The sequence below is a fragment of the Streptomyces sp. HUAS MG56 genome (genome assembly GCF_058673395.1).
The window spans coordinates 6,342,658-6,358,114 of the sequence record NZ_CM178722.1; the positions used below are offsets into that span (position 1 = coordinate 6,342,658).

General features: G+C 70.8%; 17 protein-coding genes. 8 read left to right on the forward strand and 9 right to left on the reverse strand.

Going from position 1 to position 15,457, the window contains the following annotated elements; all coding sequences use genetic code 11:
• Positions 1–5 precede the first annotated feature (5 nt).
• Entirely contained in the window at positions 6–1,310 is a 1,305-nt protein-coding gene (locus tag AC4OXY_RS30030; protein ID WP_491991384.1) for an FAD-binding oxidoreductase, read from the reverse strand.
• Between the two features lie 116 nt (positions 1,311–1,426).
• Between AC4OXY_RS30030 and AC4OXY_RS30035 the strand changes: the two genes are divergently transcribed.
• Positions 1,427–2,359 (forward strand): YihY/virulence factor BrkB family protein, encoded by a 933-nt coding sequence (locus AC4OXY_RS30035; protein WP_356030189.1) that lies wholly within the window; start codon positions 1,427–1,429, stop codon positions 2,357–2,359.
• Here the strand turns inward: AC4OXY_RS30035 and AC4OXY_RS30040 are convergent.
• Positions 2,307–3,524 (reverse strand): D-alanyl-D-alanine carboxypeptidase family protein, encoded by a 1,218-nt coding sequence (locus AC4OXY_RS30040; protein ID WP_491991385.1) that lies wholly within the window; start codon positions 3,522–3,524, stop codon positions 2,307–2,309. The two genes, AC4OXY_RS30035 and AC4OXY_RS30040, sit on opposite strands and share 53 nt — an antisense overlap.
• A 91-nt stretch (positions 3,525–3,615) precedes the next feature.
• Here AC4OXY_RS30040 and AC4OXY_RS30045 point away from each other — a divergent pair, with 91 nt between their 5' ends.
• The 3 genes from AC4OXY_RS30045 to AC4OXY_RS30055 all read left to right on the forward strand — a co-directional run bounded on the left by AC4OXY_RS30045 (position 3,616) and on the right by AC4OXY_RS30055 (position 6,206).
• Positions 3,616–3,855: an SCO4848 family membrane protein gene (locus AC4OXY_RS30045; protein ID WP_071370040.1), complete on the forward strand. Its 240-nt coding sequence runs from the start codon at positions 3,616–3,618 to the stop codon at positions 3,853–3,855.
• Positions 3,856–3,990: 135 nt separating this feature from the next.
• A complete protein-coding gene (locus tag AC4OXY_RS30050; protein WP_376291131.1) occupies positions 3,991–4,419 on the forward strand; it encodes a hypothetical protein in 429 nt (142 codons plus the stop codon).
• Positions 4,420–4,661: 242 nt separating this feature from the next.
• A complete protein-coding gene (locus AC4OXY_RS30055) occupies positions 4,662–6,206 on the forward strand; it encodes an ABC transporter substrate-binding protein (RefSeq protein ID WP_356030194.1) in 1,545 nt (514 codons plus the stop codon).
• Here AC4OXY_RS30055 and AC4OXY_RS30060 read toward each other — a convergent pair whose 3' ends face one another.
• The 7 genes from AC4OXY_RS30060 to AC4OXY_RS30090 all read right to left on the reverse strand — a co-directional run bounded on the left by AC4OXY_RS30060 (position 6,207) and on the right by AC4OXY_RS30090 (position 11,698).
• Positions 6,207–6,977, reverse strand: coding sequence for a TetR family transcriptional regulator (locus tag AC4OXY_RS30060; protein WP_376291133.1), 771 nt, complete (start codon positions 6,975–6,977; stop codon positions 6,207–6,209).
• Between the two features lie 36 nt (positions 6,978–7,013).
• A complete protein-coding gene (locus tag AC4OXY_RS30065) occupies positions 7,014–7,424 on the reverse strand; it encodes a VOC family protein (RefSeq protein ID WP_356030197.1) in 411 nt (136 codons plus the stop codon).
• A 103-nt stretch (positions 7,425–7,527) separates the two neighbouring features.
• On the reverse strand, positions 7,528–8,292 hold the full coding sequence (locus tag AC4OXY_RS30070; RefSeq protein WP_356030199.1) for a succinate dehydrogenase iron-sulfur subunit: 765 nt from the start codon (positions 8,290–8,292) through the stop codon (positions 7,528–7,530).
• Positions 8,292–10,046 carry a succinate dehydrogenase flavoprotein subunit gene (sdhA, locus tag AC4OXY_RS30075; protein ID WP_356030201.1) on the reverse strand — a complete coding sequence of 585 codons (1,755 nt, stop codon included), beginning with the start codon at positions 10,044–10,046 and terminating at the stop codon, positions 8,292–8,294. Before sdhA ends, AC4OXY_RS30070 begins: the two co-directional genes overlap by 1 nt.
• Positions 10,047–10,065: 19 nt before the next feature.
• Positions 10,066–10,548 (reverse strand): succinate dehydrogenase hydrophobic membrane anchor subunit, encoded by a 483-nt coding sequence (locus AC4OXY_RS30080; protein ID WP_356030203.1) that lies wholly within the window; start codon positions 10,546–10,548, stop codon positions 10,066–10,068.
• A gap of 5 nt (positions 10,549–10,553) precedes the next feature.
• Entirely contained in the window at positions 10,554–10,934 is a 381-nt protein-coding gene (gene sdhC / locus AC4OXY_RS30085; protein ID WP_079173146.1) for a succinate dehydrogenase, cytochrome b556 subunit, read from the reverse strand.
• A gap of 191 nt (positions 10,935–11,125) precedes the next feature.
• On the reverse strand, positions 11,126–11,698 hold the full coding sequence (locus AC4OXY_RS30090) for a 2-oxo-4-hydroxy-4-carboxy-5-ureidoimidazoline decarboxylase (protein ID WP_491991386.1): 573 nt from the start codon (positions 11,696–11,698) through the stop codon (positions 11,126–11,128).
• A 153-nt stretch (positions 11,699–11,851) separates the two neighbouring features.
• On the opposite strand from AC4OXY_RS30090, the gene AC4OXY_RS30095 reads away from it, so the two are divergent.
• From AC4OXY_RS30095 to AC4OXY_RS30110, 4 genes are all read left to right on the forward strand, one after another.
• Entirely contained in the window at positions 11,852–13,480 is a 1,629-nt protein-coding gene (locus AC4OXY_RS30095) for a beta-N-acetylhexosaminidase (protein WP_491991387.1), read from the forward strand.
• A 107-nt stretch (positions 13,481–13,587) separates the two neighbouring features.
• Entirely contained in the window at positions 13,588–14,145 is a 558-nt protein-coding gene (locus tag AC4OXY_RS30100) for a hypothetical protein (protein WP_362818264.1), read from the forward strand.
• A 157-nt stretch (positions 14,146–14,302) separates the two neighbouring features.
• Positions 14,303–14,689, forward strand: a complete 387-nt coding sequence (locus AC4OXY_RS30105; protein WP_356030208.1) for a hypothetical protein — start codon at positions 14,303–14,305, stop codon at positions 14,687–14,689.
• A gap of 139 nt (positions 14,690–14,828) precedes the next feature.
• Positions 14,829–15,437 carry an RNA polymerase sigma factor gene (locus AC4OXY_RS30110; protein WP_356030210.1) on the forward strand — a complete coding sequence of 203 codons (609 nt, stop codon included), beginning with the start codon at positions 14,829–14,831 and terminating at the stop codon, positions 15,435–15,437.
• Positions 15,438–15,457: the final 20 nt, after the last annotated feature.

Below are 15,457 nucleotides of genomic sequence, written 5' to 3' on the forward strand. Positions count from 1 at the left end.
AGGAGTCAGAGGGCGAGGCGGCGGGAGAGGTCGGAGGTGAAGACGCCGCGCGGGTCCAGCCGGGCGCGCAGGGCGCGGAAGTCGGCGGCGCGCGGATACATGGCGGTGAGCAGGTCGGGGCGGAGCCGGGAGTCCCGCGCGAGCCCGACCCGGCCGCCGGCCGCGGCCACCTCCTCGTCGAGTCCGTCGAGGAAGGCGGCGAGGCCGGGCAGCGCGACCGGCAGGTCCAGGGCCAGCCACCAGCCGGGCACGGCACAGGACAGCCAGCCGGGACCGCCCGCCCCGAGGCGCTGGAGGACGGCGCGGGCCGACGGACAGCGGCGGTCGGCGACCCGCCGCACGATGCGGTGCAGGGTCTCCTCCTGGCCGTGGCCGACGGCGAACTGGTAGCGCACACGGCCGAGACGGCCGTAGCAGCGGCCGCCGAGCGAGACGGTGTCCAGCGGGTGGCCGAACGCGGACAGGTGCCGGAGCCGGCCGGGGTGCGCGCGGGGCGCCGTGAGATACCGGATCCCGGCGGGCACGAGGGAGGCCAACGGGCCGACGGGCGGCAGGAGTTGGAGGGCGCGCGGGGCGAGCGGGTGCCGCCGTGCGCGCGCAGCCGCGACGTGCAGGGCCTCGCGCGGGGTGTGGCCGGCGCGGGTGAGGACCGCCCGTCCGGTGGCCGCGCCCCGGGCCGTCAGGTCGATGTGCGCGGCCGCGTAGCGGTGCGAGCGGCCGGTGCCGGTGGCCGCCAGGCGGGCCAGCAGGTCGTCGAGGCCGGTGGCGCGCTCGGTGCCGACGGTCAGGTACGCCGTCTCCACCGGCAGCAGCCGGATCGTGGCCGTCAGGATCACCCCGGTCAGGCCGAGCCCGCCGGCCGTCGCCTCGAACAGCTCGCTGTCCGGGCGGACCGCGCGGACCTCGCCGTCGGCCGTGAGCAGTTCCAGGGCCACCACATGGCGGCTGACGGAGCCGGCGCCGTCGTGGTCGCCGCCGTGCAGGTCGGCGCCGATCGCGCCGCCGACGGTGACGTGCCGGGCGGCGGGGAAGGCGGGCACCAACCAGCCGAGCGGGAGCAGGAGTTCGGCCAGCCGGCGCAGGCCGATGCCCGCGTCGCACAGCACGATGCCCTCGGCGGCGTCGACGACGTGGACGCGGTCCAGCCCGGTCATGTCGAGGACGGCACCGCCCGCGTTCCGCGCCGCGTCCCCGAGGGCCCGGTCCGGTCCGCCCCGGGCGACGGCGCCCCGCGCCCCGCACGCGCGGACGGCGACCGCGGCCTCCTCGTGAGTCCGCGGACGGATGACGGGAACCGTGTCTCCTGACATGTCGGGGACCGTATCGTCCCGGTATGGGAGGTTAGTTACGGAACATTCGCGCACTGCACACAACGGGTGATTAGTGGGATGTCATACGAGCGCGTGGGCGGGGGCAGGAACGGATCATGGACTGGCTGAAGAGACTCCCCGGCATCGGGCCGATCGTCACCCGCCTGATGACCACGCACGCGTGGCACTGCTACGAGCGGCTGGACCGGGTGAAGTGGTCGCGGCTGGCCGCCGCCATGACGTTCATCAGCTTCGTCGCGCTGTTCCCGCTGCTGACCGTGGCCGCCGCGATCACCGCCGCCACCCTCAGCCCGGCCCGGCAGAAGAACGTCGAGCAGAAGATCGCCGAGCAGTTCCCGGGCGTCGTCTCGGACCAGCTGAACATCACCACGCTCGTGCACAACGCCGGCACCGTCGGTCTCATCGCGGGCGCCGTGCTGCTGCTCACGGGCATCAACTGGGTCGGCCAGATGCGCGGCTGCCTGCGCACGGTGTGGGAGCTGCCGGACAAGGCGGAGAACCCGTTCCTCGCCAAGGCCAAGGACGCCGGCATCCTCGTCGGCCTCGGCGGCGCCCTGCTGCTCACCTTCGCCGCGTCCACGCTCGCCTCGGCCACCGTCGGCCTGGTCTCGCGCCATCTGGGCCTCGCCGAGTACGGCTGGGGCAGCGCGCTGCTGCGCGCGGCCGCCGTCGCCGTCGCCGTCCTCGCCGACTTCCTCATCCTGCTCTACGTCCTGACCCTGCTGCCCGGCGTCGAGCCGCCGCGCCGCCGCCTGCTGGTGGCCGCCCTGCTCGGCGCGGTCGGCTTCGAGCTGCTGAAGTTCCTGCTCAGCGGCTATATCCAGGGGGTCGCGGCGAAGAGCATGTACGGCGCGTTCGGCGTCCCCGTGGCGCTGCTGCTGTGGATCAACTTCACCGCGAAACTCGTCCTGTTCTGCGCCGCCTGGACGGCGACGCAGAACGGGCAGCCCGAGCCGGCCGGGGACACTCCCGAGGTCACGGGCGGTTCCGGCGGCGCAGCAGGTCCGGCAGCGGCCAGCGGCGGTTGACCAGGTACGCCCCGCCCGCGAGCAGCACCAGCAGCCCGCCCGCGATCGCCGCGGCGATGCCCATCCCGGAGCCGGAGCCGGCCGCGGCACCCGCGACGGGCTTCGCGCCGGACCCGTGCCCCGCACCGGCGCCGGACGCGCTCGGCCCGGGGCTCGGCACGGCGTTCTTCGGCGGCACCAGCTCGCCCACCGGCTTGACCTTACCGGCCGCCTGGAAACCCCAGTCGAACAGCTTCGCCGTCTCCTTGTAGACCTCGTTGTGCTCGTGCTTCTCGGGGTTCATCACCGTGACGAGCAGCACCCGGCCGTTCCGCTCGGCGACTCCGGTGAAGGTGGCGCCGGCATGCGTGGTGTTGCCGTTCTTCACGCCCGCGATGCCCTGGTAGACGGGGACGTCGGCGTCACCGCTGAGCAGCCGGTTGGTGTTCCGGATCTCGCCCGGGCCGAATTTCGCCTGCACGGTCGAGCAGTAGTCCCGGAAGTCCTTCTTCTGGAGCCCGGAGCGGGCGAACAGCGTCAGGTCGTACGCCGACGAGACCTGCCCCGCCTCGTCGTAGCCGTCCGGGGTCACCACGTGCGTGTCGAGGGCCTGCAGCTCGTCGGCGTGGTTCTGCATGTCCCTGACCGTCTGCTCGACCCCGCCGTTCATCGCGGCCAGCACGTGCACGGCGTCGTTGCCCGAGCGCAGGAAGACCCCGAGCCACAGGTCGTGGACGCTGTAGCTGTTGCCCTCCTTTATCCCGACCACGCTGGAGCCGTCGCCCATGCCCGCGAGGTCCGAGGGCAGCACCTTGTGCGTGGTGCCCTTGGGGAAGCGGGGCAGCACGGTGTCCGCGAACAGCATCTTCAGCGTGCTCGCCGGCGGCAGCCGCCAGTGGGCGTTGTGCGCGGCCAGCACGTCGCCCGACTCGGCGTCGGTGACGATCCAGGAGCGGGCGGTGATGTCCTTCGGCAGCACCGGCACGCCGGAGGCGAGGTTCACCTGCGTACCGGGCTGCCCGAGCCGGGTGCCGCCGACGACCGACATCCGGGCCGGGGACGTGGCCGTCGGGCTTGTCGAGGGGGCGGGGGCGGCGAGCGCGGCGGGAACGGTGGCGGAGAGGGACAGCAGTGTGGCGGAGGTGGCCAGCAGTGATCGCTGGACGCGCTTCTTCGTTGCGGACACGGTCGGAAACGTACCCGGCACGGACGGCGACGTCCCGTATCCACCCCCACCCCCGGCGGGGAACCGGACACGGCCCGGCGATACTGGACCCATGACGCTCAGCCGCCGCCTCTCCTGGTTCCTGCTCGCCTTCGGGGTGTGGAGCTGGGTCATCTGGATCACTTTCGTCAAGAACCTCGTCAAGGACGGCAGCGGGCTGGCCTTCGACCATGGTCGTCCGACCGCGTACTTCTGGGTGCACCTGCTGCTGGCCGTCGTCTCCTTCGTATTGGGGACGGTCATCGGGGGCATCGGGTTGCGTGGTCTGCGCACACTGCGCCGCACGTCATAACCGGGTTCGTCCGGTCCGATGATCACGTAACATCCAGGTCGAATTGACCAACTGTCGCGGTTGTCCGCTTGGCTGGAGAAAGACCTCCATGCCCCGACCAGGGACGATCGCGCAAGGGGGAAGGAAAAGACCAGGATGACGTCATCGAGTCTGCGCCGGCGCGTCGCCGGAACCGCCGCCACCGTTCTTCTGATCGGTGCCGGCGCCCTGGCGGCCGCGCCGTCGGCGGCGGCCAAGGCCAACCTGCTGTCCATCGACAAGGTGTCCCTGCACACCCCCGGGCTGCAGGTGAAGGTCACCTACTCCTGCGACGTCGGCATGGACCACGAACTGGTGGCCAACGCCACGACGCTCAACCACAGCCCGCACGACCAGTCCATCGCCGCGGGCACCGTCAAGAAGGACCGGCTGGTCTGCGACTACGACCAGCATGTCGCGCTGGTGACCATGCGCCCGGCCGCGGGCTCGCACTTCGACAAGGGGGACAAGGTCGAGGTCACCGTCTTCTACTTCGACAACGACGGCTTCAGGTACGGCGACACGGAGACGGCCGCCGTCCTGTAGGACAGCGTCGCGATGGTGCCCTCCCTGACTGGAATCGCTCCCATCCCTGTGCAGGACCTGTGAAACCCGGAAGAAACAACTCCTGGGTAAGTTCTTGCTCATCTGGTCAGAAAGCCCTTCCCCCGGATCAAACTCCTGTGATTAGGTGAGCCGCGTCACTTGGGGGAGTGGCCAAATCGTGCTGGCCAGGGGTAGGGCCTGTAGGGGTCCTGGGGAGGGCACCATCCATGCGATCTGTTCGCATGCGCATTCTCGTGACGCTGCTCGTGCTCGCGGTCGTGGGAATCGGCGGCTGGCAACTGCTGCCGTCGCAGGAGAACAAGAACAAGACGATCACGGTCGGTACGACGGACGCCGTCACGGACCTGGACCCGGCCGGCGCCTATGACGCCGGTTCCTGGGCCTTGTTCAGCAACGTCTTCCAGTCGCTGCTGACCTTCGAGCCGGGCGGGGTCACCCCCGTCCCGGACGCGGCGAAGGGCTGTGCCTTCCAGGGCTCGGACCTGAAGACGTACCGCTGCACCCTGCGCTCCGGGATCACCTTCCCGAGCGGGCGCGCGATGACGGCCGAGGACGTGAAGTACTCCTTCGACCGGGTCAGGAAGATCAACTCCGATGTCGGCCCGGCGTCGCTGTTCTCCACGCTCGGCTCGGTGAGCGCCGACGACGCCACCACCGTCACCTTCCATCTGACCTCCCCGGACGCCACCTGGCCGCTGAAGGTCGCCACCGGCGCCGGGTCGATCGTCGACAAGGATGCGTACCCGGCGAAGGCCCTGCGCACCGGCGCCTCGGTCGACGGCACCGGCCCGTACACGCTGACGTCGTACACGAAGGACGAGAAGGCCGAACTCGCGCCGAACAAGCGCTACAGGGGCGACATCGGCGGCACCGGACGGCCGGTCGAGCTGCGCTACTACACCGACTCGGCGAAGCTCGACAGCGCCTGGAAGGGCGGGCAGGTCGACGTCGCCACCCGGACCCTGTCGCCGGGCGTGCTCGCCCAGCTGAACCCGAGCGACCCCAACAAGCGCGTCACCGAGACCGACAGCGCCGAGACCCGCAACCTGTACCTCAACACGCGCGCGAACTCCCCGCTGCACGACGTGCGGGTGCGCCGCGCGATGGCCTGGCTGGTCAACCGCGAGCAGCTGGCCGCGACGGTCTACCGGGGCACCGTCGACCCGCTGTACTCGCTGATCCCGACCGGTATCACCGGCCATGCCACGTCCTTCTTCGACGACTACCCGGCGCAGTCCGTCGCCAAGGCCCGCGCGCTGCTCACCCAGGCCGGCGTGAGCCTGCCGGTGCGCTTCACCTTCGGCTACGGCATCGGGCACGGCGCCGGCGCCGAGGAGGCCGCGCAGCTCAAGCAGCAGCTGGAGGCGAGCGGCCTGTTCCAGGTGGACGTCAAGGGCTACGAGTGGACCGACTTCCAGAAGCGCTGGGCCGCCGGGAAGATGGACGCGTGGGCGGTCGGCTGGGTGGCCGACTACCCCGACCCGGACACCTTCGGCGCCGCCCTCGTCGGCTCCGGCTCCACGATGAGCACCGGCTACAGCAACAAGGTGGTCGACCATCTCATCCAGGACAGCCAGCAGTTCGCCGACCGCAGCGAGACCGTGAACGACTTCAAGGACATCCAGGCGGACGTCGCCCAGGACGTCCCGCTGATCCCGCTGTGGCAGCGCAAGGACTACGTGGTCAGCACCGAGGACGTCGGCGGCGGCCAGTACCTGGACGACGGCACGGGCGTCTTCCGGCTGTGGCGCCTGAACTGGATCTGATCAACCGCCCTGCCGCGCACGCCCCTTGGAGTCCTTGGGCTCCTTCGTCCGGGGGTCCGGCAGGGCGCGGGTCATGCCGGGCAGGAAGTCCGTGAACAGCTCGTGGACCTCCAGGACCAGGGGGCGCAGCACCCGGAAGCGGGCGAGCGCCACGCCGCGGGCGGTCAGCCGGGCGCCGCGCCGGGCCAGCCGGTAGCTGCGCTCGCGCCCCTCGGTCCGGTCGAAGATCCAGTACAGGACGAGCCCCATCTGGGCGAGCCACATCAACTCCGGGAGCACGTCCCGCAGTTCGGGCGACACCTTGGACCTGGACCCGGCCAGCACCTCCCGGTGGATGGCGATCGCCTGGGCGCGGGCGGGCGCGCTCTCCGGCGAGAAGGGGCTGAGCGGGCTGTCGGGATCGGCGGCGTTCTTGAAGAACTGCACGGCGAACTCGTGGTACGGCCGGGCGATGTCGAGCCACACGGTGAGCACGCCCGCGAGCCGCTCCTCAAGGCCCGTCTCCCGGTCCAGGACCTCCCGCACCGCGGCCTGCTGCTCGGCGGCGATCCGGTCGTAGAAACCCTGGATCAGGTGCTCCTTGCCCGCGAAGTAGTAGTAGGCGTTGCCGACGGAGACCCCGGCCTCCTGCGCGATGGCCCGCATCGTGGTCTTGTCGTACCCGCGCTCCTGGAACAACCGCATCGCGGTCTCCAGGATCAGCGCACGGGTCTGCTCGGACTTGCTGCTGGGGGAGTCGGCCGGCTCCGGGCCGTCGTTCATCGCGGGCACGGTAGAAGAGCCTAGTCAGTGCGGGCGGGCCCGCCGTCAGCCCCTGCGTCCCAGTTCCCGGCGTTTGGTGTAGTCCGTGAAGCCGAGGATGTTGCCCCAGGGGTCGGCGATCTCGACGGTCCAGCCGGTGACCGTCCGGAACGCCTCGTCGAGCGGGGGGATCCCGGCCTCGGTCAGCCGCCGTGCCGCCGTCCGCGCGTCCGGTACCTCCAGCCAGATCCGCGGGGACGGCCACGGCGGCGTCCGGCGCATCAGCGCCTCCTCGACCCGCAGCAGGATCCCCGGCGTCTCCGCGCCGACCCGCAGCTGCGCGATCCCGGCCTCGTCGAAGCGGAACCTCACGCCGAATCCGGCCCGCTCGTAGAACGCGACGGCCTCGCCGAGGTCGCCGACGGGCAGCAGGACGTTGTCGAAGCCGAGCAGTTCGTACGACTCATCGTCTGACATGACGTCAGATTAGAACCGGCCCGCCGGGAAACCCGACCAAAACGCCCGAGGGCCCCGCTTCCGGAGTCGGAAGCGGGGCCCTCGGTGCGGTGGGCCGTGAGGCTCAGTAGCGGCGCGTGATCAGGGCGCGCTTGACCTCCTGGATCGCCTTCGTGACCTCGATACCGCGCGGGCAGGCGTCCGTGCAGTTGAAGGTCGTGCGGCAACGCCACACGCCGTCACGGTCGTTCAGGATCTCCAGGCGCTGCTCGCCCGCCTCGTCACGGCTGTCGAAGATGAAGCGGTGGGCGTTCACGATCGCGGCCGGACCGAAGTACTGGCCGTCGTTCCAGAACACCGGGCAGGACGACGTGCACGCGGCGCACAGGATGCACTTGGTGGTGTCGTCGAAGCGCTCGCGGTCCTCGGCCGACTGCAGACGCTCACGCGTCGGCTCGTTCGTGTCCTTGGTGACCAGGAACGGCATGACGTCCCGGTACGCCTGGAAGAACGGCTCCATGTCGACGACCAGGTCCTTCAGGACCGTCAGGCCCTTGATGGGCTCGACCGTGATCGGCTTCTCGGGGTTGATGTCCTTGATCAGCGTCTTGCAGGCGAGGCGGTTCTTGCCGTTGATCCGCATCGCGTCCGAGCCGCAGATGCCGTGCGCGCACGAGCGGCGGAAGGTGAGGGTGCCGTCGACGTCCCACTTGATCTTGTGGAGGCCGTCGAGGACACGCTCCTTCGGGTCGATCTCCAGCTGGAAGTCTTCCCAGGTCGCCTCCGCCGAGACCTCCGGGTTGAACCGGCGGATCCGGAAGGTGACCGTGATCAGGTGCGAGGAGGCCGCGGCCTCCGCCTCCACCTTGTCCAGAACGGGGGTAGCCATCAGTACTTACGCTCCATCGGCTGGTAGCGGGTCTGGACGACCGGCTTGTAGTCGAGACGGATGGACTCGGTGCCGTCGTCGCCCACCTCGCGGTACGCCATGGTGTGGCGCATGAAGTTGACGTCGTCGCGGTTCGGGTAGTCCTCGCGGTAGTGACCGCCGCGGGACTCCTTGCGGGCCAGGGCGGAGGTCGCCATGACCTCGGCGAGGTCGAGCAGGTTGCCCAGCTCGATGGCCTCCAGCAGGTCCGTGTTGAACCGCTTGCCCTTGTCCTGGATCGAGACGTTCTTGTAGCGCTCGCGCAGCTCGGCGATCTTCTCGACGGCCGTCTTGATCGTCTGCTCGGTGCGGAACACCATGACGTTGGCGTCCATGGTCTCCTGCAGCTCCTTGCGGAGCGTGGCCACCCGCTCGTTGCCGGTGGACTCGCGCAGCCGCTCGATCTGCTCGACGACGAACGCCTCCGGGTTCTCCGGCAGCTCGACGAAGTCGGCCTTCTGGGCGTACTCGGCGGCGGCGATGCCCGAACGGCGGCCGAACACGTTGATGTCCAGCAGCGAGTTGGTGCCGAGGCGGTTGGCGCCGTGCACGGAGACACAGGCGACCTCGCCGGCCGCGTACAGGCCCGGGACGACGGTGGTGTTGTCCGACAGGACCTCACCCTGGACGTTCGTCGGGATGCCGCCCATCGCGTAGTGCGCGGTCGGCTGGATCGGGATCGGGTCCGTGTACGGCTCGATGCCGAGGTAGGTCCGCGCGAACTCGGTGATGTCCGGGAGCTTGGCGTCCAGCTGCTCCGGCGGCAGGTGGGTCAGGTCCAGGTAGACGTGGTCGCCCTCGGGACCGCAGCCGCGGCCCTCGCGGATCTCCGTGTAGATGGAGCGGGAGACGACGTCACGGGACGCGAGGTCCTTCATGACCGGCGCGTACTTCTCCATGAAGCGCTCGCCGTCCTTGTTGCGCAGGATGCCGCCCTCACCGCGGGCGCCCTCCGTCAGCAGGATGCCCATGCGCCAGATGCCGGTCGGGTGGAACTGGAAGAACTCCATGTCCTCCAGCGGCAGACCCCGGCGGTAGCACGCGGCCTGGCCGTCACCGGTCAGGGTGTGCGCGTTGGAGGTCACCTTGAAGAACTTGCCGGTGCCGCCGGAGGCGTAGATGACCGACTTCGCCTGGAAGATGTGGATCTCACCGGTCGCCAGCTCGTACGCCACCACACCGGCGGAGCGCTTGACGCCGTCGACCTCGGTGATCAGCTGGTCCAGGACGTAGAACTCGTTGAAGAACTCCACGCCCTCCTTGACGCAGTTCTGGTACAGCGTCTGGAGGATCATGTGGCCGGTGCGGTCGGCCGCGTAGCAGGCGCGGCGGACCGGGGCCTCGCCGTGGTTGCGGGAGTGACCGCCGAAGCGGCGCTGGTCGATCTCGCCCTTGGGCGTCCGGTTGAACGGCAGGCCCATCTTCTCCAGGTCGAGGACGGCGTCGATGGCCTCCTTCGCCAGGATCTCGGCGGCGTCCTGGTCGACCAGGTAGTCACCGCCCTTGATCGTGTCGAAGGTGTGCCACTCCCAGTTGTCCTCCTCCACGTTGGCGAGCGCGGCGGCCATGCCGCCCTGCGCGGCGCCCGTGTGGGAGCGGGTGGGGTAGAGCTTGGTCAGCACGGCGGTGCGGCTGCGCTTCGTCGACTCGATGGCCGCACGCATGCCCGCGCCGCCGGCGCCGACGATGACGGTGTCGTACTTGTGGATCTTCATGATTCTCGCAGCCCCGTGCCTAGCGGATGTTCGGGTCGAAGGTGAAGATCACCAGCGAGCCAAGCAGGATGGTGAACACCGTGGCGGTGTAGAGCAGGCCCTTGAGCCACAGCCGGGTGTTCGCGCGCTCCGCGTAGTCGTTGATGACCGTGCGCAGGCCGTTGGCGCCGTGCAGCATGGCGAGCCACAGCATCAGCAGGTCCCAGACCTGCCAGAACGGGGAGGCCCAGCGGCCGGCCACGAAGGCGAAGCCGATCTTGGAGACGCCGCCGTCCAGCACGAGCTGGATCAGCAGGTGGCCGAGGACCAGGACGACCAGCACGACGCCGGACAGGCGCATGAACAGCCAGGCGGCCAGCTCGAAGTTGCCCCGGGTGGACTTGGGGGTCTTCTTCGTGCGCTTGCGCGGGGCCTCGATCAGCGGGGCCGGGTTGTCGACGTCGTAGAACGAGCCGCCCTCGACGGGGCCGACACCGGACGCGGTGGTTTCAGTCGTGGACATCGGCGTCAGCTCCCGAACAGGACACGAGCGGCGTGGCCGAGCACGGGGTAGATCGCGCCGACCATCAGGACGATCCAGACACCCATCACGGTCCAGAACATCTGCTTCTGGTAGCGCGGGCCCTTCGACCAGAAGTCGACGGCGATGACGCGCAGGCCGTTGAGTGCGTGGAAGAGGATGGCGGCGACGAGGCCGTATTCGAGGCACGCGACGATCGGCGTCTTGTACGTGGCTACGACCTTGTCGTAGTCCTCAGGGGAGACACGCACGAGAGCGGTGTCCAGCACGTGGACGAACAGGAAGAAGAAGATGAGGACGCCGGTGACTCGGTGAGCCACCCAGGACCACATTCCTTCCCGGCCGCGGTACAGCGTTCCAGCCGGCACGGAAGTCCCTCCGGGAGCGGGGATTGGGGCCGCGCCGGCTTCTCTGTCGGTCGGGCCCGGCCGGGTACGGTCCACCGGCCCCCAGCATCGTATCCATGCGGTGCGGTGGCGCTTACGGGGGGCCTACCGGTGTGATCAAACTGGCACCGGATGGGGTATCGGCCGGGCGGCTACTGGGGTGGGGTGTCCGGTTATCTGCCGACTGCCGGTGCGTTGGGGCTGGCCGCGCCCCGCGGCGGAGCCGCTGACGGATGCAGCCCCGCGCCCCCCAGGGAAACCGCCAGCCGGTTCCTTGCAAGGCGGCGGAGCTCCTCCGCGGCTACCACCCGCTCCTCCTCCGGATCGTTTGTCAATCGTGATCGGATGGCTTCGAGGACGCGGTCGAGGGCCTCGTCCGGGTGGACGTCGCCCAGGTAGATGACGAACGTGTGGCCGAATCGGGCCTCGTACGCCGCGTGTGCCGCGCTCAGTGCCATGTGGGCCGCCGAATACGTGCCCTCGGGGAGCTCGGGCAGCGACTCGCCCGCCAGGGCCTCCGACAGGTCGCCCGGGGACAGGTCGTACGCCGCTTCGTCCGCCGCGGCCAGGAGGGCGTCCAGGTCGGGGTAGGGGCGGTGGTCCGCGATGCGGCGGGACCAGCGCAGGCTGTGCAGGCAGCGCAGGAGGAGGGTGTGGGCCTCGTCGGTGGGGGCCGCGTTGAAGGCGTCGAGGGGCCTGGGGAGAGACGGCAGGCGGTGGGCGGGCAGCGTGGGTCCTCGCGTCACATGTGGTGTGCAGGGGATGCTGTGAAAGATGTGTCGTCAGGTTATCGAGAGTGGTCACTCTGTGTCTTCGCGATGCCTGAAATTCACTCGTATGGAAGTGTTTCGGAACGCGGAGATGACGGGTGAACACGGGAACACCCGTACGTTGGCCCGGTGACCCAGCACAGGCGCCGTGACTCGGCGCAGCAGGTGATACGCAAGCGGGCCGTCGTGGCGGCCGCGTTCGTCGGGACCGTCGCGCTCGGCGTCGGGGTCGGTGTGTGGGCCTCGTCGGGCGGCGGGGGGACGGGAGGCGCGGCGCAGTCGGCGTCCGGCGGCGCGGTGGCCGCGAGCCCCACGCCGAGCCGGTCCTACCCGCTGTCCCGGGCGCCGGAGACGATACCCGCGGTGCGCGCCTTCACGGCGGCGCGCGGTCCGGGCTGGAGTCCGCAGAAGGGCGACCGGGTGGTGATCGGCGACGCCGCACTGGCCGGCACGGGGCGGCTCATCGCCGGGGAGCTGGGCATCGCCTACGCGGGACAGAAGGACAAGGACGACGTCCGGGCGGGGGACGTCCGGCTCGCGCTCGGCGGCGGGGGCGGGAACCAGGAGTCGTACACGATGACCGTCCACGACGGGCGGGTGGACATCGGCGGACCCGGCGCGGCGGGGGTGTTCTACGGGACCCGCACGCTGAAGCAGGAGGTCCACGGCGGCGGTACGGCGCCGGAGGGGGTCGTGCGGGACGAACCCGCCAAGCAGGTGCGCGGATTCATGCTCGACATCGCGCGCAAGCCGTTCTCCGAGTCCTGGATCGAGGACCGGATACGCGAGCTGGGGGACCTGAAGTTCAACGAGCTGGGGCTGCACTTCTCCGACGACCAGGCCTTCCGGATCGAGTCCGGCAGCCACCCCGAGATCGTCTCCCCGGACCATCTGACCAGGGCGCAGGTCCAGAAGATCGTGGCGCTGGCGGACAGCCGGCACCTCACCGTCGTGCCCGAGATCGACTCGCCGGGGCATCTGGGCGCCGTCCTCGCCGCCCACCCCGACCTGCGCCTGCGCAACGCGAACGGGGTGCCGACGACAGGCGCGATCGACATCTCCAAGCCCGCGTCCGCGAAAATCGTGGACGATCTGCTGAACGAGTACGCGGGCCTGTTCACCGGCAACCGGTGGAACCTGGGCGGCGACGAGTACCAGGCGCTGACCGTGACGAACCCGCAGGTCTCGTACCCGCAGCTCGGGGCCGCCGCGCGCCGGGCCTACGGCTCCGGCGGCACCGTCGCCGACCTGACCACCGGCTGGCTGGCCGACCGCGCCGACACCGTCCGCGCCCACGACCGGACCGTCCGGGTCTGGAACGACGGCTTCTTCAAGGACACCTCCGTGCGGCCTGCGGGGGACCTCCAGGTCGCCTACTGGACCGGCAAGGAACTGGGCGCCCGGCAGCCGGCGGAGTACCTGAGCGCGGGCCGGAAGGTCGTCAACTACAACGACGAGTTCCTCTACTACGTCCTCGGCCAGCCGCAGACCTTCGTCTATCCGACCGGGCGGCGGATCTACGAGCAGTGGACCCCCAGGGTGCTGCGCGGCACGTCCGCCGTACCGGCGCGCTACGACGGGCAGATCCTCGGCGGGTCGTTCGCCGTGTGGTGCGACTTCCCGAACGCGCAGACCGAGGCGCAGGTCGCGGCCGGGATCCGGCTGCCGTTGCGGGCGACGGTGCAGAAGCTGTGGGACCCGGGCAAGCCGGACCTGTCCTGGGCGGACTTCCAGCGACTTTCGGCCACGCTGGGGTGAACGGGCGGTGAGCGTGAGCTCCCTGTGACACCCGGTGGAGTCCCGACGCAGTAAGGGGAAGGACGGGGTCCGTACCGGTCGGCGCCCTGGCGTCGAGGGAGACATTCATGAGCCTGGTGGAGCAGATCGCGCAGGCCGACGAACGCGGGCTGGCCGCCAGTGGGTTGGCTTGTTTGGATCGGTGCCTGCCGTTGCTCGGCGCCGACGACGAGCTGCTGCGGCCCCTGTGGGCGAGCCTCGCCGACGGCTCCGACTGGGCCGCGAGCCTGGAGCGGGCCCGGCACGGCGTCGACGCCGCCGAACCGGCCGGGAACGAGGCCGAGCGGCTGGCGCGGCGGATGCTGGAGGGGGCTCCGGCCGTGCGCACCGCCGCGGCGGTACGGCCCTGGGCCGACGCCTGCTCGGTCGCCTCGCTGCGGATCCACCGGCTGCTGGACCCCGCCGCCGACGACACCCCGGCCGCCCAGGGCCTCGACTCCGGGCGCGCGGGAGACACGGAGGACCTGCCGCCGCTGGTCGCCGCGGAGCTGCGCCGCCAGCGCACCGTCCTGGACCTCCTCGCCGAGCACGGCACCCACGGACTGCGCGGCGCCCTGGACGTCTCGGTGGAGGGGCGCCGGGTGCTGCGGGCGGTGGTGTCGAGGCGGGCGCGCAGTGCTCCGTGAAGGCGCTTGGGAGGTACGCGGGCGGGCGGTCCTGTGATCGGCCTGCGGCGGACCTGGGGTGGACCTGGGGTGGTCCTGAAACGGTTGGCGAATCGATCCGGAACACGGTGACGCTTCGCCCGTGCGGGTCGCTCTTCCCTATGTGACAGCCCAGGACGTGACAGCACAGCAGGAGACCCGGCCGCATGCCGCGGCGAAGCCGCTGCGGTGGGCGGCCGACACCGTGGCGATGGCGCGCGAGGGCGCCCGGGTGCGGCTCGACTACTCGGCGCAGAGCCTGTGGCGGGTGGACCGCATGATCGACGAGATCCGCCGCGAGAGCCCGCCGTACGCCGCTGTCGAGAGCGCGCTGCGCGGCTTCGGCGCCTACGCCGGCGAGGTGATCGTCCGCCAGACGGGCGCCGAGTGGTGGGCGACCGGCGGAGAGCACTGGGTGCGCACCCCCGACGGCCGGATCTGGGACCCCATCGACGAGGCCCGCCGCGCCTACGGCGGCCACGGCTCCCTGCGTCTGCTGTGCCGCGACGCGAGCACCGTCCGGTGACGTTCGCACGACGTGCGGGAGGCCCCGGCACTGTGACGTTTCTGTGAGCTCCGGCGCTGATCTGGCTGGGGGGACGAGCGCGGCGGGAGCGCATCGAATCGCACCGCGCACATTCGCTGGGTACGGACGAGGACGGTTCTTGGGTCACGGAGGGGAACGCCGGCGCCGGCAGGCGCACGACGCCGAGCTGGGCGAGGCCGTCGCACGTGCCCAGGCGGGGGACGAGTCCGCCTTCGCGGTCGCGTACCGCATCGTCCAGCCCGGGCTGCTCGGCTATCTGCGCGGCCTGGTCGGCGACGACGCGGAGGACGTGGCCTCCGACGCCTGGCTGGAGGTCGCCCGGGACCTGCGCCGGTTCAAGGGCGACGGCGCCGGATTCCGCGGCTGGAGCGCCACCATCGCCCGGCACCGGGCCCTGGACCATCTGCGCCGGCAGCGGGTACGGCCCCGGGCGACCGCGCTCGAACAGGACGTACTGGACCTGCCCGGACCGCACAGCACCCACGACCAGGCGCTGGAGTCCCTGTCCACCGAGCGCGCCCTCGAACTGGTCCGGTCACTGCCCCCCGACCAGGCGGAGGCGGTGCTGCTGCGCGTCGTCGTCGGACTGGACGGACCGGCCGCCGCACGGGTCCTCGGCAAGCGGCCCGGCGCCGTGCGCACGGCCGCGCACCGGGGCCTGAAACGTCTCGCCCGCCAGCTGGGTGTGACGGATGACGGCGCCGGCACGCTGGGGGAGTCGACATGAACCACGGCGGACCGGCACCC